Below are 21254 nucleotides of genomic sequence, written 5' to 3' on the forward strand. Positions count from 1 at the left end.
AACCGGGTGAACGGTGATCGACCACCGGCCCGATTGCGCAGACCCGACCCGACTCCGCCGGGCCAGCCAGTCGGTCCGGAGCCCGCCCCGGTGATCCGCCGGGACGCGCGGCCACCGCGTGCGCCGGGACGGGCCGCCTTAACGCCCCCACCACCCGCGGGACGAGCCGGGGCACCGCCGCCGCCGGGACGGGCGTCCACACCACCGCCGCCCGCGGGACGAGTCGCCGCGCCACCGCCACCGCCGCCGGGACGCGCCGCCGCCGCGCCACCGGCACCGCCTCCGCCCAAACCCCGCCGGAAGAAGCGCGGCAAACGCCGGTGGCTGCGCACCGCGGCCTTGACGCTGATGGTCCTGCTACTGCTGGCGACCGCGGGCGTGCTGGGCGGCATGCTCTGGTTCGACTCCGCCGTGCACCGCCAGTCGGTGCTGACCAACTACGCGGACCGTCCTGCTCCCGGACGCGGCACCAACTGGCTGCTCGTCGGATCCGACAGTCGCCAGGACCTGTCCCCCGAACAGCAGGAGCAACTGGCCACCGGCGGCGACGTCGGGACGGGACGGACCGACACGATCATGGTGGTGCACGTGCCGGGGCTCGGGTCCAACGCGCGGACCACCCTGGTATCGATCCCCCGCGACTCGTACGTGCCGATCCCGGGGCACGGCCGCGACAAGATCAACGCCGCCTTCTCGCAAGGCGGTGCGCCGTTGCTGGCGCAGACCGTCGAGCAGGCCACCGGCTTACGTCTGGACCACTACGCCGAGGTCGGATTCGGCGGATTCGCCGTGCTGGTCGACGCACTGGGCGGGGTGAGCGTGTGCCCCGCCGAGCCGATACGCGATCCATTGGCGGGTCTGGACCTGCCTGCCGGGTGCCAGCAGTTGGACGGCCGCAGCGCCCTGGGTTACGTCCGGACGCGCGCCACCCCGCGGGCGGATCTGGACCGGATGATCCATCAACGGGAGTTCATGTCGGCGCTGCTGCACCGCGCGACCAGCCCGACGGTGTGGCTCAACCCCTGGCGCTGGTATTCGGTGCCGCACGCGGCGGCCGGCGCGCTGACGCTCGACCGCGATGACCACGCGTGGGACCTGGCCCGGCTCGGCTGGGCGCTGCACGGCCCCACCACCCCGATGACGGTCCCGATCGGAGAGTTCACCGACACCGGCGTGGGCTCAGTGGTGGTCTGGAATCACGACGCCGCTCGCGACCTGTTCGACGCGCTGGCCGCCGATGCGCCGGTGCCGGCGACGGCTTTGCAGGACCAGCCGTAAGCCGGGCACGACGCCGATCAACCGCTGCTCTCGCTCGCCTTCCGCTTCTCCAGCCACGCCTTGGTGCGGCCGGGGTGATTCGTGGCGATCCACGCCACCCCCACCTCACGGCAGAAATCGATGTCGTCGTACTCATCGACCGTCCAGCAGTAGACCGACCTGCCCTGGGCGGCGGAGCGATCCACCAACTGCGGGTAATCGCGCAGCGCGGCCAGCGACGGCCCCACTGCGGTGGCTCCGACCGCCGTCGCGGCGCTGCTGGTGAGATATCGACCGGTCTTGCCCAGTAACACCGTGGGCAACATCGGCGCCGCCCTGCGCACCCGCCACACGGCGGCGGCGGAGAACGACATCACCACCGCACGCGATCGGTCCGCGGACGGCGGTGCGGCGATGCCGAAGCGGTGCAGCAGCGCCAGCAGTTTGCTTTCCACCAGTGAGCCGTACCTGACCGGATGCTTGGTCTCGACGAAGATCTTCACCGGACGGTGCCAGTCGAGCACCATCGCCACGAGTGCGTCGAGCGTCAGCAGGCCGGTGTCACCGTGCGCGCCATCTGGTCGCCAGCTGTCGTGCCACACGCCGTATTCCAGTTCGCGCAACTCGGCCAGCGTCGCGGTGCTGACCAATCCCTCACCCGTCGAGGTTCGGTCCAGGCGGCGGTCGTGCACGCAGACCAGGTGACCGTCGCGGGACAGCCGGACGTCGCACTCCACACCGTCGGCGCCTTCTTTGAGCGCAAGGTCATAGGCGGCCAGAGTGTGCTCGGGGCGGGACGACGACGCCCCCCGGTGGGCGACCACGAAAGGGTGCCCGGCGAGGACCTCATCCGCCCGCGTCATACGCCTATGCTGCCGGTTCCTGTCCCTCCAGCTCAACCGGAGCGGCTGCTGCTGCTGAAGGCGCGGGCCGATCGGCTTCGACGACGAGCCAGCGGTGCGCCGGGCGTTCGACGGGCTTGCGCTCGAATCCTTCGAAGACGCGTCCCACTCCGGCGACCGTGACCGCGGCGGCCAGATAACCGAACACCACCATCACGGTGTTGTTGGCGATGCCCTGCGCATCGCTGGACAAGCTGGTGGCGATGGCGAACAGCGACACCACGTAGCTGACGGTCCAGGCGAGCCACCACAGGTAGATCGGCTTGCGCACCCGTTCGTAGTGGTCCTCCACAAGTGCGAGTTCGATGACGTAGACGGGCGCCATCACCAGGTTCGCGAAGGGCAGCAGGCAGCCGGCCCACATTCGACGGGGCGAGCGGTGCTCGGGCAGCCCGTGGTAGCTGAAGGCCGCAGCACGACGGGCGATCAACCACTTCACCAGCACGACGAAGGATCCCAGCATCACTGCCATCGCTGCCACGCTCGCGGCAATCCCGATCCAGTCCGCCGCCAGGGCGACCAGCGAGTTCAGCAGCGAATCGCGGTTATAGATCAGCAGTCCATAGCGCGCCGCGTACACCAGCGCAGCGCCGGCCAGCACCAACTGGGTTGCGAACAGCATCACCCGCACGACTTCGGGACTCGGCCCCGCCTTGACCGTGGCGTCCGGTGACGTCGGCGCAACCGGACTGACGCGGTCGACCAGACCCCAGCGGGGAATCACCGTGTAACGCGGTGTGGGGCCCAACGGCCGGCGCATCCGCCGTATCGGTGGTGCGGCCCCCGGCCGCACCGCTATCCAGCGGAAACCCGGCGGAAGCCGGGGCGGCGTGCGCGGCGCGGGCGAGGGCTGGGGCCCGGCTTGCGCGCTCCACCGAGGGTCACCCGGGGGCGCGTCGGCCAGCGGCGCCATCAGGGCGCCCCGGCAGCGTGGGCACCAGGTGCGCTGTCGTTCGCGCACATTCCACCGCGTGCCGCACTGGGAGCACACCTGAATCACCGGACCAGCCTAATAGGTGCTGGGCGACAGGCGGCGGAGCGGCGGGGCCATAGCACAGCCACCGACGTGCCCAACAGGCGCCACACCGGGCATAGGCGTGACGTAGGACACAGCTAAATGGACCTATCCACAATTTCCACAGGTTTATCCACAATTGGGATGGGTGGCGGACACAGCCTCTATCGGCCAGCTTTCGGTGGATCTGTGGATAACACAGCGATAACAACGAGTGTCGATCGACAGCCTCGACAACGCTCCGAGCGAATAGATCGCCGTTTCGATGCCGCGCGGATACCCGGCTCCCTGGACCGCCAAACGTGCGAACCGGCTTCGGCGATATGTCTGCGAGATCGCCACTCCACCACCGCAAACGTGCGGTTGGGGCCGCAACGGAGGATTGCTACAAGACGCGCGGGCGTCCGGTTTTCCAAGCCGCGGATCAAGCGTTATGATCGCGGACGCGGGGCTTCATTGTGACTCACCTCACTCGACTCTTTGGGCGCGGCGAGGTGGACGTGCAGTTGGAAGGCAGTTAATGGCCACACATTCGTTCGGTCCGGGTTCGACACAGTCGAACTCGTACTCGGGGTCGCCTGCCTGGAACCAGGCGTACCGAGTCGCCGCACTGCGCGCCGGTCTGATCGCGCTCGCGCTGCTGGCTGTGCTCGCCCTGATCGCGTTGTCCTGATTCCAGCTTGATCGCCGCGTATACCGGGTATTCGGGGCGGGTTCCCGGGGGTCGTCCTTGCGGCACGCGCGGTCATGGAGCAGGGTTGAAGATGCCAGGTTGCCGCGTGGCGGGACCCCGCGAATGACACGTCAGACGATCCGCTCATCGAAGGAAGGAAAGCCGTGGCTGAATACACCCTGCCCGACTTGGACTGGGACTACGCAGCACTAGAGCCGCACATCTCTGGTCAGATCAACGAGATCCACCACAGCAAGCACCACGCCACCTACGTCAAAGGCGTCAACGACGCGGTCGCCAAGCTCGAAGAGGCGCGCGCCAAGGGTGACCACTCGGCCATCTTCTTGAACGAGAAGAACCTGGCCTTCCACCTCGGCGGTCACGTCAACCACTCCATCTGGTGGAAGAACCTCTCGCCGGACGGCGGCGACAAGCCCACGGGCGACCTGGCCGCCGCGATCGACGACCAGTTCGGCTCGTTCGACAAGTTCCAGGCGCAGTTCAGTGCGGCTGCCAACGGCCTGCAGGGCTCGGGCTGGGCCGTGCTCGGTTACGACACCCTGGGTGGCCGGCTGCTGACCTTCCAGCTCTACGACCAGCAGGCCAATGTGCCGCTCGGGGTGATCCCGCTGCTGCAGGTCGACATGTGGGAGCACGCTTTCTACCTGCAGTACAAGAACGTCAAGGCGGACTACGTCAAAGCGTTCTGGAACGTGGTCAACTGGGCCGACGTGCAGTCCCGCTACGAGGCCGCCACGTCGAAGACATCGGGGTTGATCTTCCCCTGATCGTCTGACTTCAGGGCCGGGGCGTCGCGCGACATCGCGCGGCGCCCTTGTCTTTTGGCGCCACAACGACCGCTTCGCATGTTGCTGATCGGTAACACCGCCGCCGACCTGCCGTGTCGAGTTGCACGGCGCCAAAACCCCGCGCATGCTTGATCATTCGAGCTACCATTTGTTCGAGCTACCAGCGTGGTTACTTCGAATGAAGGCGTCACGGAGGCAATATGGATGCTGGGTCTGGCCGGCCTATAGGGGTGTCCCCCTTTCATGCTCGCGGTGCCCTGAAAGGGTTTGTGATATCCGGGCGTTGGCCCGATTCCACCAAAGAATGGGCGCAACTGTTGATGGTGGCCGTGCGTGTCGCCTCACTGCCCGGATTGCTGTCCACCACAACGGTGTTCGGCGCGCGCGAGGAACTTCCGGATGAGCCCGAACCCGGAACCGTCGGCCTGGTCCTCGCCGAGGGCACCGTATTCGGCGAAACGGCCATCCAGCCAGGATATTTCGCCGACCATCAGCCTCCTGCGTTGCTGATGCTGCATCCGCCGTCGGAGACGACGCCGTCGTTGCCGGAGTGCACCGGCGCCGCCTCTGGCTGTGTGCTGCTGCCCGGCCTGCCCTATTTGGGTCTTGAGCACCGGGCGGCCTGGGTGGAAGCGGAGGCCGACGGCACCATCACGTCGATGGTGAGCCGCGTCGGCGTGGACCCGATCAGCCACCCGGACACTGCAATTCTGGCGATGCTGCTCGCCGCGTAGCGGCGGCTCGCCACCCGGCGGCCCGACCCCGTGGCGATCGCAAGCGCGGCACAGCCGCGCGCCGCGGGTCGCCACCATCCAACCCGTGGCGATCGCAAGCGCGGCACAGCCGCGCGCCGCGGGTCGCCACCATCCAACCCGTGGCGATCGCAAGCGCGGCACAGCCGCGCGCCGCGGGTCGCCACCATCCAACCCGTGGCGATCGCAAGCGCGGCACAGCCGCGCGCCGCGGGTCCCCACCATCGGTCCCCCGTAGCCCCCACCGGTCACCCTGCGCCGGGCAGTCACCTCTGCTTGCCGCCGCTTCCCGGGTAACGTCGGCGGACGCCGCGACGGCGCCCACGGCGGCCCGGGCGCAAACTCCCCAGCGCATCCGCGGCGAGGTGTCCGCGCCCCGGAAACCAGCAGCCCGACATCGGCCGTCACCCGAAGAGAGCCGACGCGGCCCGTCCGGCCGCGGGTCCGCCGGGACTGCTCAGCCAAACCGCCGACACGGGCCTGCAGATGGACCGATAGCCGGTGGACGATGCCTCATTCGCGCCGAGCAGCAAAGTGACCGGTGGTCGCTTTTTGGCTTTCTGCTGGTTGCCGAGAGGTTCCCGCCAAGGCCTCCCGAACGCCGGCGGCTGCGGCGTTCAGCGCCTCCTGCGGTGAATCACGGCGCGGGCGCGCGCGGTGTATTCTGCGGATAACCTGTGAAATCCGGTCAATTGGTGGACACCAGATGCATTCGTTTGGATGCTCATCGGGGGTGCCGGTCCCGGTCGCCCTGCGTGCTGCAACCGGTTACGATCAGGTTTGCACTTGGTGGTCGACAAAATCAGTCGCTACCATGATCAGCAAATACCTATTGATACCGCTTGCTCTTATAGCCCCGGTGGAGGTCATATCGATGAGCACGACGTTCGCTGCCCGCCTGAACCGACTGTTTGACACGGTGTATCCGCCCGGACGAGGCCCGCATACCTCCGCGGAGGTGATCGCCGCGCTCAAGGCGGAAGGCGTCACGATGTCGGCTCCCTACCTGTCGCAGCTACGTTCCGGCAATCGCACGAACCCGTCGTCAGCAACCATGGCCGCCCTTGCCAACTTCTTCCGGATCAAGTCCGCCTACTTCACCGACGATGACTACTACGAGAAGCTCGACAAGGAGTTGCAGTTTTACGCGACCGTGCGTGACGACGGCGTGCGCCGTATCGCAGCGCGGGCGCACGGCCTGCCCCCGGAGGCGCAGCAGAAGGTGCTGGACCGGATCGACGAGCTGCGCCGCGCCGAGGGACTCGACGCCTGATACCGGCCGGTCAGTTCATACCTGACCTGGCGAGCTGGCCGCGCGCTGCTCGGATTAGGGTTGGCCCAGCGCTCGCACACGCACCGCGTCAGCTACGAGATACCGGGAGGGCGGCCGGGAATGGGCCTGTTCCGCAAGCGAAAGAGCCGTGCGACCCGTCGCGCCGAAGCCCGCGCGATCAAGGCCCGCGCCAAGTTGGAGGCCCGCCTGTCGGCGAAGAACGAGCGGCGCCGCATCAAGTCCGCCCAAAAGGCGGCCGACAGGGCGCTCGCCGCGCAACTCAGGGCGCAGAAGGATAGCGACCGGGTCGCGCTGAAGGTCGCCGAGACCGAGCTCAAAGCGGCGCGCGAAGGCAAGCTGCTATCGCCCACCCGCATCCGTCGCACGCTGACTGTGTCCCGCCTGCTGGCCCCGGTGCTGACGCCGCTGATCTATCGGGCGGCCATCGCCGCCCGCGGCTACATCGACCAGCGCCGGGCCGATCAACTTGGCATTCCGCTTGCGCAGATCGGCCAGTTCTCCGGCCACGGCGCCCGGTTGTCGGCGCGGGTCGCCGGCGCCGAGCAATCGCTGCGTGCGGTTCAAGAGAAGAAGCCGAAGGATCCGGAAACCAAGCAGTTCGTCGGGGCTATCAGTGAGCGGCTCGCCGATCTGTCCGCGGCCATCACCGCCGCGGAGAACATGCCGACCCAGCGGCGCCGGGCAGCGCACGCCGCCATCTCGAGCCAACTGGACGGGATAGAAGGCGACCTGCTGGCCCGCCTGGGAGTGTGATGACAGCGCATCGGCGCCGGGCACGTCCGGCTGTGCTGTGGGCCGCCGCGGCCATCACCGCCGCCGCGACGGCCGGCGCCGCCCCGGTGGCCACGCGGCCACCGATGGCGGCTGAGTCTTACCCGGTGACTTGTCAGATGACGTCAGCCGACGGGCACGTGCTGGCGCGGTCCGCCTCCTTGCGGCTGACGACGGCCAGCACCGCCACATCGGCCCCTTCGGCGAAACCGGCGGACCCCAACGGCGAGCTGCCCACGTGGCCGTTCGCGGTAGGAGCCATCGCCGCGGTCGCCGCCGTCGCGATCTGGTCCGTACGGCGCAGGCCGTAGTTCTCGCGCGCGTGCTGGCATGATGGGACCCGAGCGTCCCACGACCACTTAGCGACGACCAAGCTGCAAAGGAGCGGCCGCATGGCAGACCCGCAGGATCGACCGGACGGCGAGCCGCAACCGAATCCGCCGGCCAAGAAGGCCCCCGCCAAGAAGGCAAGCGCCGCGAAGGCGCCCGCCAAGAAGGCTCCGGCGAAGAAGGCCGCCGCGGCCAAAGCACCGGCCAAGAAGGCCCCCGCGAAGAAGGCGACGGCCAAGAAGATACCCGCCAAGAAGGCTGAGCCACCGAAGTTGGCGGAGCAGCCCGCCGAGGCGCCCGCCGACCTCCAGCAGCGCGCAGAAACCAACGGTCAGCTCGCTGCCGCCAAAGATGCCGCGGCTCAAGCGAAGTCGACGGTGGAGAGTGCGGCCAACCCCCTGCCGCGGGAGACACCCGAGTCGTCTCCGCTGCAATCCCCCGGCCCGTGGCTGGTTGCGATCACGCTGAGCCTGCTGGCCCTGCTGTTGGTCCGGCAGCTGCGCCGCCGCTGATCGTGGCAGAGACTTTCCGCCCGACGGCTGACCTGGTCGACGACATCGGACCCGACGTGCGCAGCTGCGATTTGCAGTTCCGCCAGTTTGGCGCCCGCACGGAATTCGCGGGTCCGATATCGACCGTCCGGTGCTTCCAGGACAACGCGCTGCTCAAATCGATCCTGTCGGAGCACAGTTCCGGCGGGGTTCTGGTGATCGACGGCGGTGGCTCGCTGCACACCGCACTGGTCGGGGATCTGATCGCCGAACTGGCCCGCTCGAACGGCTGGGCCGGCCTGATCGTCAACGGCGCGGTACGCGACGCCGCCGCCCTACGGGGCATCGACATCGGCATCAAAGCGCTGGGCACCAACCCGCGCAAGAGCACCAAGACCGGCGCAGGCGAACGCGACGTCGAAATCACCTTGGGCGGCGTGACTTTCGTGCCGGGCGAGGTGGCCTACAGCGACGACGACGGCGTTGTCGTCGTCGCTGCAGGAGATTAGTCCGCGACTAGACGGCTACCGGGGCAGGCTTTTTCGCGAACCGCAAGCCTTCGTCGGCGATCTTCCCGCGCCGGATCAGGTGGATGTCGCGCAGATAGTTCTGATTCAGCCGCCACGGGGTACGCGAACCCTGCTTCGGCAACTCGTCGAGCGAGCGCAGCACGTAGCCGGGGGTGAACTCCATGAACGGCCGGTCCTCGACGTCGGGGGCCGGCTCGTCGACCACCACCGTGTCGTAGCCGTTGTCATCCATGTAATTCAATAGACGACAGGCGAATTCGGAAACCAGGTCGGCCTTCAACGTCCACGACGCGTTGGTGTAACCGATGGTGTAGACCATGTTCGGGATGCCCGACAGCATCATCCCCTTGTAGGCCATGGTCTTGGTCAGGTCCAGCGGCTGGCCGTCGATGCTGGTGGTCGCGCCACCGAACAGCTGCAGGTTCAAACCCGTTGCGGTAACGATGATGTCGGCCTGCAACTCGGTGCCGGAGTTCAACCGGATTCCGTTGGGGGTGAACCGTTCGATGGTGTCGGTCACCACCTCGGCCTTCCCGTGGCGGATCGCGCGGAACAGGTCTCCGTTGGGCACCAGGCACAGCCGCTGGTCCCACGGGCTGTAATGCGGCCCGAAATGCTTTCGCACGTCGTAACCCTCGGGCAGCTGGCGCTGCGCCAACCCCATCAGCATCTTGCGCATCCGCCGCGGCCACTTCTGGCAGGCACCGTAAAGTGCCGCCTGCTGCACCACGTTCTTCCACCGGACCGCGGTGTAAGCCGCCTTCTCGGGCAGGTAGCGGTTCAGCTTGTCGGCGATGCTGTCCGACTCCGGCTGCGACACGATGTAGGTCGGCGAGCGCTGCAGCATCGTGACGTGCTTGGCGCCCGAATTGGCAAGTGCTGGAACCAGAGTCACGGCCGTGGCGCCGCTGCCGATCACGATGACGTTCTTGCCCTGGTAATCGAGGTCCTCGGGCCAATGCTGCGGATGGATGATCGGGCCGGTGAAGTCCTCGGCACCGGCGAACGTGGGAGCGTAACCCTCCTCGTAGTTGTAGTAGCCGCTGCACAGAAAGAGGAACGAGCAGGTGAGTTCGCTGTGGGTGCCGTTGCTGTCGATCTGCAGGGTCCACTGGTTCTCGGCGCTGGACCAGTCGGCGGCGATCACCCGTTGCTGGAAGCGGATGTGCTTGTCGATGCCGTACATGGCCGCGGTGCTCTTGACGTAGTCCAAGATCGGCTTGCCGTCGGCGATGGCCTGCCGCTCGGTCCACGGGCGAAAGCGGAAGCCCAGCGTGTACATGTCCGAGTCGGAGCGGATCCCGGGGTAGCGGAACAGATCCCAGGTGCCACCCATGTCTGCCCGCTTCTCCAGGATGGCGTAGCTCTTCGTCGGGCACCGGTCCTGCAGATGCCAGGCCGCGCTGACCCCCGAAATGCCGGCGCCCACGATGACAGCGTCAAGGTGCTCAGTCATGTCGGCCACGCTATCAACGCGGTGTCGAGTCGGTCAACGATATGTCGATCGACTGCATGAAAACCGCCAGAGAGCTGCGAATATGCAGCTCCAAGCGGAGTGGCAGGGTTATATTGCGCGGCGGCAACGGCGGCAACGGGGGCCAATCCGATCCGGCGACCGGCACCGGCGGCAGCGGCGGCGACGGGGGCAACGCCGTCGTCGTCGGAGACGGCGGCAACGGGGGCAACTCCGGCGCCGGCAATGCTCCGGGCACCCCCGGCCCGGGCGGCACGGGTGGCTCGGTGCTGGGCGAGGACGGCCACGACGGGTTGCCGTGACCGGCGTCGACATGGTGTCGAGACTCTCGACACGGTGTACGCTGCCTGCGTGCCCACCTCCCGCGCGAGCAAAGCGCCGCTTCCGCGGGGCCGCCGCAGCGCGCGGCCGTCCGGCGACGAACGCGAGCTGGCCATCCTGGCGACCGCCGAACGGCTGCTGGAAGATCGCCCATTGGCCGACATCTCCGTCGACGACCTGGCCAAGGGCGCCGGCATCTCCCGGCCCACCTTCTACTTCTATTTCCCGTCCAAGGAAGCGGTGCTGCTGACGCTGCTGGACCGGGTGGTCAACGAGGCCGACACGGCACTGCAGGCGCTTGCCGACCGTCCCGAATCCGGCCGCGACGACATGTGGCGCACCGGGATCAATGTGTTCGTCGAGACCTTCGGCGCACACCGCGCGGTGATCCGGGGCGGTCAGGGCGTCCGGGCCATCAATGCCGAGGCGCGGGACTTGTGGTCGGTGTTCATGCAGAAATGGATCGCCTACACCGCATCCGTCATCGAGGCCGAACGCGAGCGCGGTGCCGCGCCGGTGACCCTGCCGGCGCTGGAGCTGGCTACGGCGCTGAACCTGATGAACGAGCGTGCGTTGTCGGCGTCGTTTCTCGCCGAGGAGCCGTCGGTGCCGGAGACCACCGTGCTGGACACCCTGGTGCACATCTGGGTCAGCGCCATCTACGGCGACAAGCGCTGACCTGTCGGACCCGCATGCGAACATATGTTCGTGCGCTGTGAGGCGTCCATTCTGCATGCGGACCTGGACTCGTTCTATGCCTCCGTCGAACAGCGGGACGACCCCGGTTTACGGGGCCGCCCGGTAATCGTCGGCGGCGGCGTCGTGCTGGCGGCCAGCTACGAGGCCAAGGCCTACGGGGTGCGCACCGCGATGGGCGGGGCGCAGGCGCGCCGGCTGTGTCCGCATGCCGTGGTGGTGCCGCCCCGGATGAGCGCCTACTCGAAAGCCAGCGACGCCGTCTTCGAGGTGTTTCGCGACTGCACACCGCAGGTCGAGCCGCTGTCGGTGGACGAGGCGTTTCTCGACGTCGCCGGTTTGCGCCGGGTGTCGGGCACGCCGCTCGAGATCGGCGCGCGGCTGCGCCAGGATGTGCGGTCGCGGGTCGGGCTGCCCATCACCGTCGGCATCGCCCGCACCAAGTTCCTCGCCAAGGTCGCCAGCCAGGAGGCCAAGCCCGACGGTCTGCTACTGGTCCCGCCAGATCGGGAGCTGGAATTTCTGCACCCGCTGCCGGTGCGCCGGTTGTGGGGGGTGGGTGCGGTGACCGCCGAGAAGCTGCACACCCACGGCATCACCACGGTCGCCCAGGTCGCCGAACTCGGTGAATCGATGCTGGCCTCCATGGTCGGCCCGGCGATGGGTCGCCAGCTATATGCGTTGTCGCGCAACATCGACCGCCGCCGGGTGACCACCGGTGTGCGGCGCCGCTCGGTGGGGGCGCAGCGCGCACTGGGCCGCGCCGGCACCACCATGTCACCCGCCGAGGTCGACGCGGTGGTGGTCAACCTGATCGATCGGATCACCGGGCGGATGCGCGCCGCCGGCCGCACCGGACGCACGGTGGTGTTGCGGTTGCGATTCGAAGACTTCAGCCGGGCAACCCGGTCGCAGACGATGCCGTGGGCCACCTCCTCAACCCCACCCATCCTCGCCGCGGCCCGGCGGCTGGTGGCCTCGGCGTCGCCGCTCATCGCCGAACGCGGCCTGACGCTGGTCGGATTCGCGGTCACCGGGATCGACCGCAGCGGTACCCAGCAGCTGATGCTGCCGTTCGGCGGGGATTCGCCGGCGGTCGATCAAGCGATCGACGAGGTCCATCGGCGCTACGGCAAATCCGCGCTGACGCGCGCCGTGCTGGTCGGACGCGACCCGGGGCTGGAGGTGCCGCACCTACCGGACTGACCAGTCCAGCAGCTTGTCGACGGACCACGTTTTGATGATGCGATCGATAGGAACCTCCGCATCCAGCGCCCGCTGCGCGCCGTAGCCGAGGAAATCCAGCTGCCCCGGCGCGTGGGCGTCGGTGTCGATGCTGAAGACGCAACCGATGTCGCGCGCCAGATTGAGCAATCGCGTCGGCGGGTCCCGGCGCTCGGGACGGGAATTGATCTCGACCGCGGTGCCGTGGTCGCGGCAGGCGGTGAAAACCTTCTCGGCGTCGAACTTCGACTCCGCCCGGATACCCCGGCCGCCGGAAACCAGGCGGCCCGTGCAGTGTCCCAGCACATCGGCGTGACCGTCGGAGACGGCGCGCACCATCCGCCGCGTCATTGCCGCGGGCTCCATCGACAGCTTCGAGTGCACGCTGGCCACCACGATGTCCAGGCGGTCGAGGAGCTCGGGTTCCTGATCCAGAGTGCCGTCCTCGAGGATGTCGACCTCGATCCCGGTGAGAATGCGTAGCGGCCCGAACTTCTCCCGCAACTCGTCGATCACGTCGAGCTGCTTGCGCAACCGCTCCGGTGACAGCCCGTTGGCGATCGTCAGCCGCGGCGAGTGGTCGGTCAGCGCGCAGTACTCATGCCCGAGGGCGGCTGCGGTCGCCATCATCTCCTCGATCGGCGCCGAACCATCGGACCAGTTGGAGTGCAGGTGCAGATCTCCGCGCAGCGCCGTGCGAACCTCGGCGCCACCAAGATCCTTTGCCGTCGAACGTAATTCGACCAACTGGTCGGGTTCCTGGCCGGCCCAGGCTTGCGCGATGACCTTCGCGGTCTTGGGCCCGATGCCGGGGATCGACTGCCAGCTGTTGGCCTGGCCGTGCCGCTCCAGGGCGGCTTCGTCCAGACGCTCGAGGATGTCGGCGGCATTGCGATAGGCCATGACCCGCCGGGAATCCTGGCGGTCGCGATCCTTGTAGTACGCGATCTGGCGCAGCGCGAGAACCGGATCCATCAGAGCAGCTGCCCGGCGATGAACCCGGCGAATACCACCCCGAAACCGCCCATTTCACCGACGATCAGCAGGGCCATCATGACGCCGGTCCCCCGCACCGGCGGGTCGAATTGGTTCTCGGTGTCACGCCGCGCGCCGTGCACGATGTAACTCACGATCGCGCCGACGAAGAACAACACCGCCACGCCCGTCGCCGTCAGATTCACCCACGCCGGCCACGCACTGAGTTCGACGAACGGCGCGAACAACAAGGTGGCGAACGCATACAACAGCGCCGCCCGGTGGGCGATGTCGACATAGACGTGGGCACGGTGATCTTCGGCGACCATGATCTGGCGGTACTTCCATACGCCGAGGGCCAGCGCGAGCAGAAAGATCAATCCCGTTGCGAGCAGGGTGAGTTTGGTGTCGAGTCCGAGAACCATCGTCTGACCGAGTCTAGTGTCGAGATCATGCGATTTGCATTCAAGACCTCACCACAGAACACCACCTGGCCCGATATGTTGGCTGTCTGGCAGGCCGCCGACGACATCGACGTATTCGAATCGGGCTGGACTTTCGACCACTTCTACCCGATCTTCTCCGACTCCACCGGCCCCTGCCTGGAAGGGTGGACGACCCTGACCGCGCTGGCCCAGGCCACCAAACGGCTGCGGCTGGGCACCCTGGTCACCGGCATCCACTACCGCCACCCGGCGGTGCTGGCCAACATGGCCGCCACGCTGGACATCATCTCGGGCGGCCGCCTCGAGCTGGGCATCGGCGCAGGCTGGAACGAGGAGGAATCCGGCGCGTACGGCATCGAACTCGGCAGCGTCAAGGAGCGCTTCGATCGGTTCGAGGAGGCCTGCCAGGTGCTGATCGGATTGCTCAGCGACGAGACCACCACGTTCGACGGCACTTACTACCAACTCAAAGACGCCCGCAACGAGCCGAAGGGGCCGCAACGTCCGCATCCGCCGATCGCCATCGGGGGCAGCGGAGAAAAGCGGACCCTGCCGATCACCGCGCGGTACGCCCAGCACTGGAATTTCGCCGGCGGGACGCCCGAGGAGTTTGCGCGCAAGCGCGACGTGCTGGCAGCGCGCTGCCAAGACATCGGGCGGGACCCGAAGGAAATCACGCTGTCCGCCCATCTCGGCCTGGGCCCCGACCGCAACTACGGGCAAGTCCTGGAAACTGCGGCCGCACTGGGTGCCGAAGGACTGGACCTCGGCATCGTCTACATCGCCCCGCCACACGAGCCCGCCGTTCTGCAGCCGCTGGCCGAGGCGATCCGGGATTCAGGTTTGCTGAGCTAGCGCGAGCAAACCCACCCAGGACCGGCCTCGCGCCCCCGCCAGCTGACCCAGGGGGTTACATGGCGAAGCGCAGAAGCTCTTCGGCCGTTACCAGACGCTCGTGCTTCGCCGGAAACTCACGGCTCTTAACCGGGTGGCGAACCAGTGACCAGGCGATTCGACCCATTTTTGTCCGTGGAACTGGGTTCATGTGCACGGTGGTAACTCCTGCGATCGATTGACGCGACCGTGGCTCCTGGGCGGCCCGAGCTTGCCTTTATGTGATGGAGCGCACAAACAGTTATTAGACACCCGTGCGCTGGCAAACGTTCGACGGCACGCCGAACATTTATCAAATGTTTCAGGTGTGACTGATGTGATTACGTCAACGGCGCTGCGGTGGGCTTGATCGGCGCCGGAAGTGCGCTGGCACCCATCAGATGGCGGTCCACCGCCGCGGCCGCCGACCGGCCTTCAGCAATCGCCCAGACGATCAGCGACTGGCCTCGGCCCATGTCGCCGGCGACGAACACACCGGGGACCGACGTCTCGTAGTCATCCCCACGCGCGACGTTGCCCCGCTCGGTGAACTTCACCCCGAGCTCGGTCAGCAGACCGGGCTTCTCCGGACCGACAAACCCCATGGCCAACAACACCAGGTCGGCGTCCAGCTCGAAGTCCGTGCCTTCGACCTTGACGAACTTCCCGTCCTGCATCGCCACTTCGTGCACCTTGAGCGCGGTGACATGCCCGTCCTCGCCGAGGAACTCCTCGGTGTTCACCGAGAACACCCGCTCGCCACCCTCCTCGTGGGCCGAGGCGATCCGGTACATGAGGGGGTAGGTCGGCCACGGTGTGGACGCGGCGCGGGTCTCCGGCGGGCGCGGCATGATCTCGAACTGGTGGATCCGGGCCGCACCCTGTCGGTGCGCGGTGCCCAGGCAGTCCGCTCCGGTGTCGCCGCCGCCGATGATCACCACCTTCTTGCCCTTGGCGGTGATTGGAGGCTCGCCGTCCGGCCCCAGCACGTCGTCACCCTCCTGGACGCGGTTGCCCCACGGCAGGTACTCCATCGCCTGGTGGATGCCGTCGAGGTCGCGGCCCGGGATCGGCAGGTCGCGCCACGCGGTGGCCCCACCGGCGAGCACGATGGCATCGAAATCGGCCAGCAGCTGCTCGGCGGTGATGTCCTCACCGACGTTGACGCCGGCCCGGAACTGGGTGCCTTCGGCAGACATCTGCGCCAGCCGGCGGTCCAGCACCCGCTTCTCCATCTTGAACTCGGGAATGCCGTACCGCAGCAGTCCGCCGATCCGGTCCTCGCGCTCGAAGACGGTGACCTTGTGTCCGGCGCGGGTGAGCTGCTGCGCGGCGGCCAATCCGGCCGGTCCGGAGCCCACCACGGCCACCGTCTTTCCGGTGTCGCAGTGCGGAAGTACCGGCTCCACCCAGCCTTCGTCGAAGGCCTTGTCGATGATCTCGAGTTCGATCTGCTTGATCGTCACCGGATCCTGGTTGATGCCCAGCACACACGCCGGCTCGCACGGCGCCGGACACAGCCGACCGGTGAAATCGGGGAAGTTGTTCGTCGCGTGCAGCCGCTCGATCGCGTCGCGGAAGCGGCCCCGGCGCACCAGGTCGTTCCACTCCGGGATCAAGTTGCCCAGCGGACACCCGTTGTGGCAGAACGGGATTCCGCAGTCCATGCAGCGGGTCGCCTGCTCGCGCAGGCTCTCGGTCTCGAACTCCTCGTAGACCTCTTTCCAGTCCTTGAGTCGCAACGGAACCGGCCGCCGCTGGGGCAGCTCCCGGTGGGTGTACTTGAGAAAGCCAGTTGGATCAGCCATGTGCCGCCGCCATAATCGCCTTGTCGACATCGGTGCCATCGCGTTCGGCATCAGCGATCGCTTGCAGCACCTTCTTGTAGTCACGCGGCATCACCTTCACGAAGTGCCGCTGCTGGTTACGCCAGTCGCCCAGAATACGTTGGCCGACAGCAGAATCGGTGGCGTCGACGTGCGCCGTAATGATGCCGTGCAGGAACTCCGCGTCGTCGGAGTCCAGAGCCTCAGCGTCGACCATTTCGATGTTGAGGTTGTTCGGCAGTTGTTCGTCGGGGTCGTAGACGTAGGCCACCCCACCGGACATACCGGCGGCGAAGTTGCGCCCGGTACTGCCCAGGATGACGACCCGGCCACCGGTCATGTACTCGCAACCGTGGTCGCCGACTCCCTCGACGACGGCGTGTGCTCCGGAGTTGCGCACCGCGAACCGCTCGCCGACCACGCCACGCAGATACACCTCACCGCTGGTGGCGCCGAACAGGATCACGTTGCCGCCGATGATGTTGTCCTCGGCGACATAGCCTTCCGGCGCATTGTCCGCAGGCCGTACCACGATCCGGCCGCCGGATAGGCCCTTGCCGACGTAGTCGTTGGCGTCCCCGTAGATACGCAGGGTGATGCCCTTGGGGACGAAGGCCCCGAAGCTGTTGCCCGCCGACCCCTCGAAGGTGATGTCGATGGTTCCGTCCGGCAACCCTTGTCCGCCATAGGCTTTGGTGACCTCGTGACCGAGCATGGTGCCGACGGTGCGGTTGACGTTGCTGATCGTGGTCGAGAACCGCACCGGCTTTTGGGAGTCCAGCGCCTCGCGGCTCATCACGATCAACTGCTGATCGAGCGCCTTGTCCAGGCCGTGGTCCTGCCGCGAACTGCAGTACAGGTCCTGGTTCATGAACGCCGACTCCGGTTCGTGCAGCACCGGCGCCAGGTCCAGGCGGTGCGCCTTCCAGTGCGCACGGGCCAGGGTGGTGTCCAGCGCTCCTGCCTGGCCCACCGCCTCGTTGACGGTCCGGAAGCCCAACTGCGCCATATACTCCCGCATTTCTTCGGCGATGAACATGAAGAAGTTCTCGACGAATTCCGGCTTGCCGGTGAAGCGTTCGCGCAGCAACGGGTTCTGGGTGGCCACCCCGACGGGGCAGGTGTCCAGGTGGCAGACCCGCATCATGATGCAGCCGGCGACCACCAGAGGTGCAGTGGCGAAACCGAATTCCTCGGCGCCGAGCAGCGTCGCGATCATCACGTCACGGCCGGTCTTGAGCTGGCCGTCGACCTGCACCACGATCCGGTCGCGTAACCCGTTGAGCAACAGGGTCTGCTGCGTTTCCGCCAGCCCCAGCTCCCACGGCGCGCCCGCGTGCTTCATCGACGTCAGCGGCGTCGCTCCGGTGCCGCCGTCGTGTCCGGAGATCAGCACCACGTCGGCGTGCGCCTTCGAAACGCCGGCCGCAACCGTCCCCACCCCGTTCTCCGACACCAGCTTCACGTGCACCCGCGCGGACGGGTTCGCGTTCTTCAGGTCGTGGATCAGCTGCGCGAGATCCTCGATCGAGTAGATGTCGTGGTGGGGCGGCGGGGAGATGAGCCCGACGCCGGGCGTGGAGTGCCGCACCGACGCCACCCACGGATACACCTTGTGACCCGGAAGCTGGCCGCCCTCACCAGGTTTGGCGCCCTGCGCCATCTTGATCTGGATGTCGGTGCAGTTGGTCAGGTAGTGCGAGGTGACCCCGAACCGGCCGGAGGCCACCTGCTTGATCGCGCTGCGCCGCCAGTCCCCATTGGGGTCGGCGTCGAAACGCTTGACGTCCTCGCCGCCCTCGCCGCTGTTCGACCGGGCGCCCAGCCGGTTCATCGCGATGGCCAGCGTCTCGTGAGCTTCCGCCGAGATGGAGCCGTAGCTCATCGCGCCCGTGGAAAAACGCTTGACGATCTCACTGGCCGGCTCGACCTCTTCGATCGGCACCGGCGGACGCAGGTCGGCACGGAATTTGAGCAGGCCGCGCAGCGACGCCATCCGCTCGCTCTGGTCGTCGACCAGCCGGGTGTACTCCTTGAAGATCTTGTACTGACCCGTGCGGGTGGAGTGCTGCAGCTTGAAGACGGTCTGCGGGTTGAACAGGTGGTACTCGCCCTCGCGGCGCCACTGGTACTCCCCGCCCACCTCGAGTTCGCGGTGCGCCCGCTCGTCCGGCCGGTCCAGGTAGGCCAGCGAGTGCCGGGCCGCGACGTCGGCGGCGATGTCATCCAGCGTGATACCGCCGGTAGGACAGGCCAATCCGGTGAAGTACTCGTCGAGCACGTCCTCGGAGACGCCCACGGCCTGGAAGAGCTGCGCGCCGGTGTAGGAGGCCAGCGTCGAGATGCCCATCTTGGACATCACCTTCAGCACGCCCTTGCCCGCGGCCTTGACGTAGTTGTTGAGCGCTTTACTGCGTTCGATGCCGTCGATGACGCCGCGGTCGAGCATGTCTTCGATCGACTCGAACACCAGGTACGGGTTGATCGCGGCCGCGCCGCACCCGACCAGCATGGCCATGTGGTGCACCTCGCGGGCGTCGCCTGCCTCGACGACCAGGCCCACGTGCGTGCGGGTGCGGTCGCGCACCAGGTGGTGGTGCACTCCCCCGACCGCCAGCAGCGACGGGATAGGCGCCATCGTCTCGTCGGAGTTGCGGTCGGACAGGATGATCAGCCGGGCACCGTCGGCGATCGCCGCCGATGCCTGTGCCCGCACGTCGTCCAGCGCGGCGGCCAGCCCGGCGCCCCCCTCGGCAACCGGGTACAGGCAGTGAATCACCTTGGAACGCAAGCCATGCGGCCGCCCGTTGACCTCGTCCTCGGGGTTGAGGTTGATCAGCTTGGCCAGCTCGTAGTTGCGCAGGATCGGCGACGGCAGCGAGATCTGGTGGCAGGACGTCTCGTCCGGGTTGAGCAGGTCGCGCTCCCCACCCGTCGTGCCTTGCAGGCTGGTCACCACCTCTTCGCGGATAGCGTCCAGCGGCGGGTTGGTCACCTGAGCGAACAGCTGGTGGAAGTAGTCGAACAGCATCCTCGGACGCTTCGACAGCACCGCGATCGGGGTGTCGGTGCCCATCGACCCGAGCGGCTCGGCACCGGTACGGGCCATCGGGGCCACCAGCAGGTTGAGTTCTTCGTAGGTGTAGCCGAACGTCTGTTGCCGCACGACCAGCCGGTGGTGCGGCATGCGCACGTACTTGTTGGCCGGCAGCTTCTCCAGCGGAACCAGGCCGTTGTCGAGCCACTCCTGGTACGGGTGCTCGGCGGCCAGCTCCGCTTTGATCTCCTCGTCGGAGACGATGCGGCCCTGGGTGGTGTCCACCAGGAACATCCGGCCCGGCTGCAGCCGCATCCGCTGGACCACGGTGGAGGGGTCGAGGTCGAGTACGCCGGCCTCCGACGCCATCACCACCAGGCCGTCTTCGGTCACCCAGATCCGGGAGGGCCGCAGTCCGTTGCGGTCCAGCACCGCGCCCACGATGGTGCCGTCGGTGAACGTGATGGACGCAGGTCCGTCCCACGGCTCCATCAATGCCGCGTGGTACTGGTAAAACGCCCGGCGCGCCGGGTCCATCGACTCGTGGCGTTCCCACGCCTCGGGGATCATCATCAGCACCGCGTGGGCCAGACTGCGTCCGCCCAGGTGCAGCAACTCGACCACCTCGTCGAACCGCGCGGTGTCCGATGCCCCCGGCGTACAGATCGGGAACAACTTCTGCACGTCGTCCTGCGACCCGAAGATGTCGGTCTCGATCAGCGCCTCCCGGGCGCGCATCCAGTTCTCGTTGCCGGTGACGGTGTTGATCTCACCGTTGTGCGCGACGCGCCGGAAGGGGTGCGCCAGCGGCCAGGACGGGAAAGTGTTCGTCGAGAACCGGGAGTGCACGATGCCCAGTGCGCTGGTGATCCGGCTGTCCTGCAGATCCAGGTAGAAGGCCTTGAGCTGCGGGGTGGTCAGCATCCCCTTGTAGACGAACGTCTGGCCGGACAAGCTCGGGAAGTACACCGTCTCGCGACCCGGACCGTCCTGGCCCGGGCCCTTGGTACCGAGTTCGTGCTCGGCCCGCTTGCGGACGATGTACGCGCGGCGTTCCAGCGCCATCCCGGAGGCACCGGCCATGAAGACCTGCCGGAAGGTGGGCATGGCGTCACGCGACAGCGCGCCGAGCGAGGAATCGTCGGTGGGCACGTTGCGCCAGCCGAGCACCTGTAAACCCTCGGATTCCGCGATCTTCTCCACCGCGGCGCACGCCGCGGCGGCGTCCTTGGCCGACTGCGGCAGGAAGGCGATGCCGGTGGCGTAGCTGCCCGCTTCGGGCAGCTCGAACTCCACGACCTCGCGCAGGAAGGCATCCGGGACCTGAATCAGGATCCCGGCACCGTCACCACTGCGCGGTTCGGCGCCGGCGGCACCGCGGTGCTCGAGGTTGAGCAGTGCGGTGATGGCCTTGTCCACGATGTCGCGGCTCCGCCGGCCGTGCATGTCGACGACCATGGCCACACCGCATGAATCGTGTTCGTATGCGGGGTTATACAGCCCGACGCGCTTGGGCGTCATTCCCACCTAACCCTTCAGCAGACTTTCTGCACGGCCG

20 protein-coding genes are annotated in these 21254 nt (G+C 67.4%); 13 read left to right on the forward strand and 7 right to left on the reverse strand.

Annotation, left to right across the window (positions count from 1 at the left end; all coding sequences use genetic code 11):
• The first annotated feature begins 6 nt into the window (after positions 1–6).
• Positions 7–1278, forward strand: coding sequence for an LCP family protein (locus QXH22_RS27615; protein ID WP_306277573.1), 1272 nt, complete (start codon positions 7–9; stop codon positions 1276–1278).
• A 17-nt stretch (positions 1279–1295) separates the two neighbouring features.
• Here the strand turns inward: QXH22_RS27615 and QXH22_RS27620 are convergent, their stop codons facing one another.
• On the reverse strand, positions 1296–2120 hold the full coding sequence (locus QXH22_RS27620; protein WP_306246662.1) for a glycerophosphodiester phosphodiesterase: 825 nt from the start codon (positions 2118–2120) through the stop codon (positions 1296–1298).
• Between the two features lie 4 nt (positions 2121–2124).
• Positions 2125–3159: a DUF4328 domain-containing protein gene (locus QXH22_RS27625; protein ID WP_306277574.1), complete on the reverse strand. Its 1035-nt coding sequence runs from the start codon at positions 3157–3159 to the stop codon at positions 2125–2127.
• A 535-nt stretch (positions 3160–3694) separates the two neighbouring features.
• Between QXH22_RS27625 and QXH22_RS27630 the strand changes: the two genes are divergently transcribed.
• From QXH22_RS27630 to rraA, 8 genes are all read left to right on the forward strand, one after another.
• Entirely contained in the window at positions 3695–3847 is a 153-nt protein-coding gene (locus QXH22_RS27630; RefSeq protein ID WP_306246658.1) for a hypothetical protein, read from the forward strand.
• Between the two features lie 164 nt (positions 3848–4011).
• The gene (locus tag QXH22_RS27635) at positions 4012–4635 is read left to right on the forward strand and encodes a superoxide dismutase (RefSeq protein ID WP_055576932.1); all 624 of its coding nucleotides are present in this window, start codon (positions 4012–4014) and stop codon (positions 4633–4635) included.
• 221 nt (positions 4636–4856) lie between these two features.
• Entirely contained in the window at positions 4857–5390 is a 534-nt protein-coding gene (locus tag QXH22_RS27640; RefSeq protein ID WP_055576933.1) for a hypothetical protein, read from the forward strand.
• A gap of 892 nt (positions 5391–6282) precedes the next feature.
• The gene (locus QXH22_RS27645) at positions 6283–6681 is read left to right on the forward strand and encodes a transcriptional regulator (RefSeq protein ID WP_306246656.1); all 399 of its coding nucleotides are present in this window, start codon (positions 6283–6285) and stop codon (positions 6679–6681) included.
• A gap of 120 nt (positions 6682–6801) precedes the next feature.
• Positions 6802–7455: a DUF6474 family protein gene (locus QXH22_RS27650; protein WP_306246654.1), complete on the forward strand. Its 654-nt coding sequence runs from the start codon at positions 6802–6804 to the stop codon at positions 7453–7455.
• Complete coding sequence (locus QXH22_RS27655; RefSeq protein ID WP_306277575.1) at positions 7455–7784, forward strand: hypothetical protein; 330 nt, start codon at positions 7455–7457, stop codon at positions 7782–7784. Before QXH22_RS27650 ends, QXH22_RS27655 begins: the two co-directional genes overlap by 1 nt.
• A gap of 81 nt (positions 7785–7865) precedes the next feature.
• Positions 7866–8315: a nucleoid-structuring protein H-NS gene (locus tag QXH22_RS30595; protein ID WP_371934329.1), complete on the forward strand. Its 450-nt coding sequence runs from the start codon at positions 7866–7868 to the stop codon at positions 8313–8315.
• Positions 8316–8317: 2 nt separating this feature from the next.
• On the forward strand, positions 8318–8803 hold the full coding sequence (gene rraA, locus QXH22_RS27665) for a ribonuclease E activity regulator RraA (RefSeq protein ID WP_306277576.1): 486 nt from the start codon (positions 8318–8320) through the stop codon (positions 8801–8803).
• A 7-nt stretch (positions 8804–8810) separates the two neighbouring features.
• Here rraA and QXH22_RS27670 read toward each other — a convergent pair whose 3' ends face one another.
• A complete protein-coding gene (locus QXH22_RS27670) occupies positions 8811–10280 on the reverse strand; it encodes an NAD(P)/FAD-dependent oxidoreductase (protein ID WP_306246648.1) in 1470 nt (489 codons plus the stop codon).
• Between the two features lie 56 nt (positions 10281–10336).
• Here QXH22_RS27670 and QXH22_RS27675 point away from each other — a divergent pair, with 56 nt between their 5' ends.
• From QXH22_RS27675 to dinB, 3 genes are read left to right on the forward strand one after another with little or no spacing between them, the layout of a single operon-like run.
• Complete coding sequence (locus QXH22_RS27675; protein ID WP_306277577.1) at positions 10337–10600, forward strand: PE-PGRS family protein; 264 nt, start codon at positions 10337–10339, stop codon at positions 10598–10600.
• 49 nt (positions 10601–10649) lie between these two features.
• Positions 10650–11297 carry a TetR/AcrR family transcriptional regulator gene (locus tag QXH22_RS27680; RefSeq protein ID WP_306277578.1) on the forward strand — a complete coding sequence of 216 codons (648 nt, stop codon included), beginning with the start codon at positions 10650–10652 and terminating at the stop codon, positions 11295–11297.
• Positions 11298–11321: 24 nt separating this feature from the next.
• Positions 11322–12521 carry a DNA polymerase IV gene (gene dinB, locus QXH22_RS27685; protein WP_306277579.1) on the forward strand — a complete coding sequence of 400 codons (1200 nt, stop codon included), beginning with the start codon at positions 11322–11324 and terminating at the stop codon, positions 12519–12521.
• Here the strand turns inward: dinB and QXH22_RS27690 are convergent.
• Both QXH22_RS27690 and QXH22_RS27695 read right to left on the reverse strand, forming a co-directional pair.
• On the reverse strand, positions 12510–13514 hold the full coding sequence (locus tag QXH22_RS27690; protein ID WP_306277580.1) for a PHP domain-containing protein: 1005 nt from the start codon (positions 13512–13514) through the stop codon (positions 12510–12512). The two genes, dinB and QXH22_RS27690, sit on opposite strands and share 12 nt — an antisense overlap.
• Positions 13514–13939: a hypothetical protein gene (locus QXH22_RS27695; protein WP_306277581.1), complete on the reverse strand. Its 426-nt coding sequence runs from the start codon at positions 13937–13939 to the stop codon at positions 13514–13516. The genes QXH22_RS27690 and QXH22_RS27695 overlap by 1 nt, the downstream gene beginning before the upstream one ends.
• 27 nt (positions 13940–13966) lie before the next feature.
• Between QXH22_RS27695 and QXH22_RS27700 the strand changes: the two genes are divergently transcribed.
• Positions 13967–14815, forward strand: a complete 849-nt coding sequence (locus QXH22_RS27700) for an LLM class F420-dependent oxidoreductase (protein ID WP_306246635.1) — start codon at positions 13967–13969, stop codon at positions 14813–14815.
• A gap of 359 nt (positions 14816–15174) precedes the next feature.
• Here QXH22_RS27700 and QXH22_RS27705 read toward each other — a convergent pair whose 3' ends face one another.
• Complete coding sequence (locus QXH22_RS27705) at positions 15175–16641, reverse strand: glutamate synthase subunit beta (protein ID WP_306246634.1); 1467 nt, start codon at positions 16639–16641, stop codon at positions 15175–15177.
• A complete protein-coding gene (gltB, locus tag QXH22_RS27710) occupies positions 16634–21217 on the reverse strand; it encodes a glutamate synthase large subunit (RefSeq protein ID WP_306246632.1) in 4584 nt (1527 codons plus the stop codon). The genes QXH22_RS27705 and gltB overlap by 8 nt, the downstream gene beginning before the upstream one ends.
• Between the last annotated feature and the right edge of the window lie 37 nt (positions 21218–21254).

Source organism: Mycobacterium sp. TY814 (genome assembly GCF_030755175.1).
Lineage (GTDB): Bacteria > Actinomycetota > Actinomycetes > Mycobacteriales > Mycobacteriaceae > Mycobacterium.

What these genes read in the sequence shown, in the direction of transcription:
- QXH22_RS27620 (WP_306246662.1), bottom strand. Translation starts at nt 2,120, where the DNA reads ATGACGCGGGCGGATGAGGTCCTCGCCGGGCACCCTTTCGTGGTCGCC.
- QXH22_RS27630 (WP_306246658.1), top strand. Translation starts at nt 3,695, where the DNA reads ATGGCCACACATTCGTTCGGTCCGGGTTCGACACAGTCGAACTCGTAC.
- QXH22_RS27640 (WP_055576933.1), top strand. Translation starts at nt 4,857, where the DNA reads ATGGATGCTGGGTCTGGCCGGCCTATAGGGGTGTCCCCCTTTCATGCT.
- QXH22_RS27645 (WP_306246656.1), top strand. Translation starts at nt 6,283, where the DNA reads ATGAGCACGACGTTCGCTGCCCGCCTGAACCGACTGTTTGACACGGTG.
- QXH22_RS27650 (WP_306246654.1), top strand. Translation starts at nt 6,802, where the DNA reads ATGGGCCTGTTCCGCAAGCGAAAGAGCCGTGCGACCCGTCGCGCCGAA.
- QXH22_RS27655 (WP_306277575.1), top strand. Translation starts at nt 7,455, where the DNA reads ATGACAGCGCATCGGCGCCGGGCACGTCCGGCTGTGCTGTGGGCCGCC.
- QXH22_RS30595 (WP_371934329.1), top strand. Translation starts at nt 7,866, where the DNA reads ATGGCAGACCCGCAGGATCGACCGGACGGCGAGCCGCAACCGAATCCG.
- QXH22_RS27670 (WP_306246648.1), bottom strand. Translation starts at nt 10,280, where the DNA reads ATGACTGAGCACCTTGACGCTGTCATCGTGGGCGCCGGCATTTCGGGG.
- QXH22_RS27675 (WP_306277577.1), top strand. Translation starts at nt 10,337, where the DNA reads ATGAAAACCGCCAGAGAGCTGCGAATATGCAGCTCCAAGCGGAGTGGC.
- dinB (WP_306277579.1), top strand. Translation starts at nt 11,322, where the DNA reads ATGTTCGTGCGCTGTGAGGCGTCCATTCTGCATGCGGACCTGGACTCG.
- QXH22_RS27690 (WP_306277580.1), bottom strand. Translation starts at nt 13,514, where the DNA reads ATGGATCCGGTTCTCGCGCTGCGCCAGATCGCGTACTACAAGGATCGC.
- QXH22_RS27695 (WP_306277581.1), bottom strand. Translation starts at nt 13,939, where the DNA reads ATGGTTCTCGGACTCGACACCAAACTCACCCTGCTCGCAACGGGATTG.
- QXH22_RS27700 (WP_306246635.1), top strand. Translation starts at nt 13,967, where the DNA reads ATGCGATTTGCATTCAAGACCTCACCACAGAACACCACCTGGCCCGAT.
- QXH22_RS27705 (WP_306246634.1), bottom strand. Translation starts at nt 16,641, where the DNA reads ATGGCTGATCCAACTGGCTTTCTCAAGTACACCCACCGGGAGCTGCCC.
- gltB (WP_306246632.1), bottom strand. Translation starts at nt 21,217, where the DNA reads ATGACGCCCAAGCGCGTCGGGCTGTATAACCCCGCATACGAACACGAT.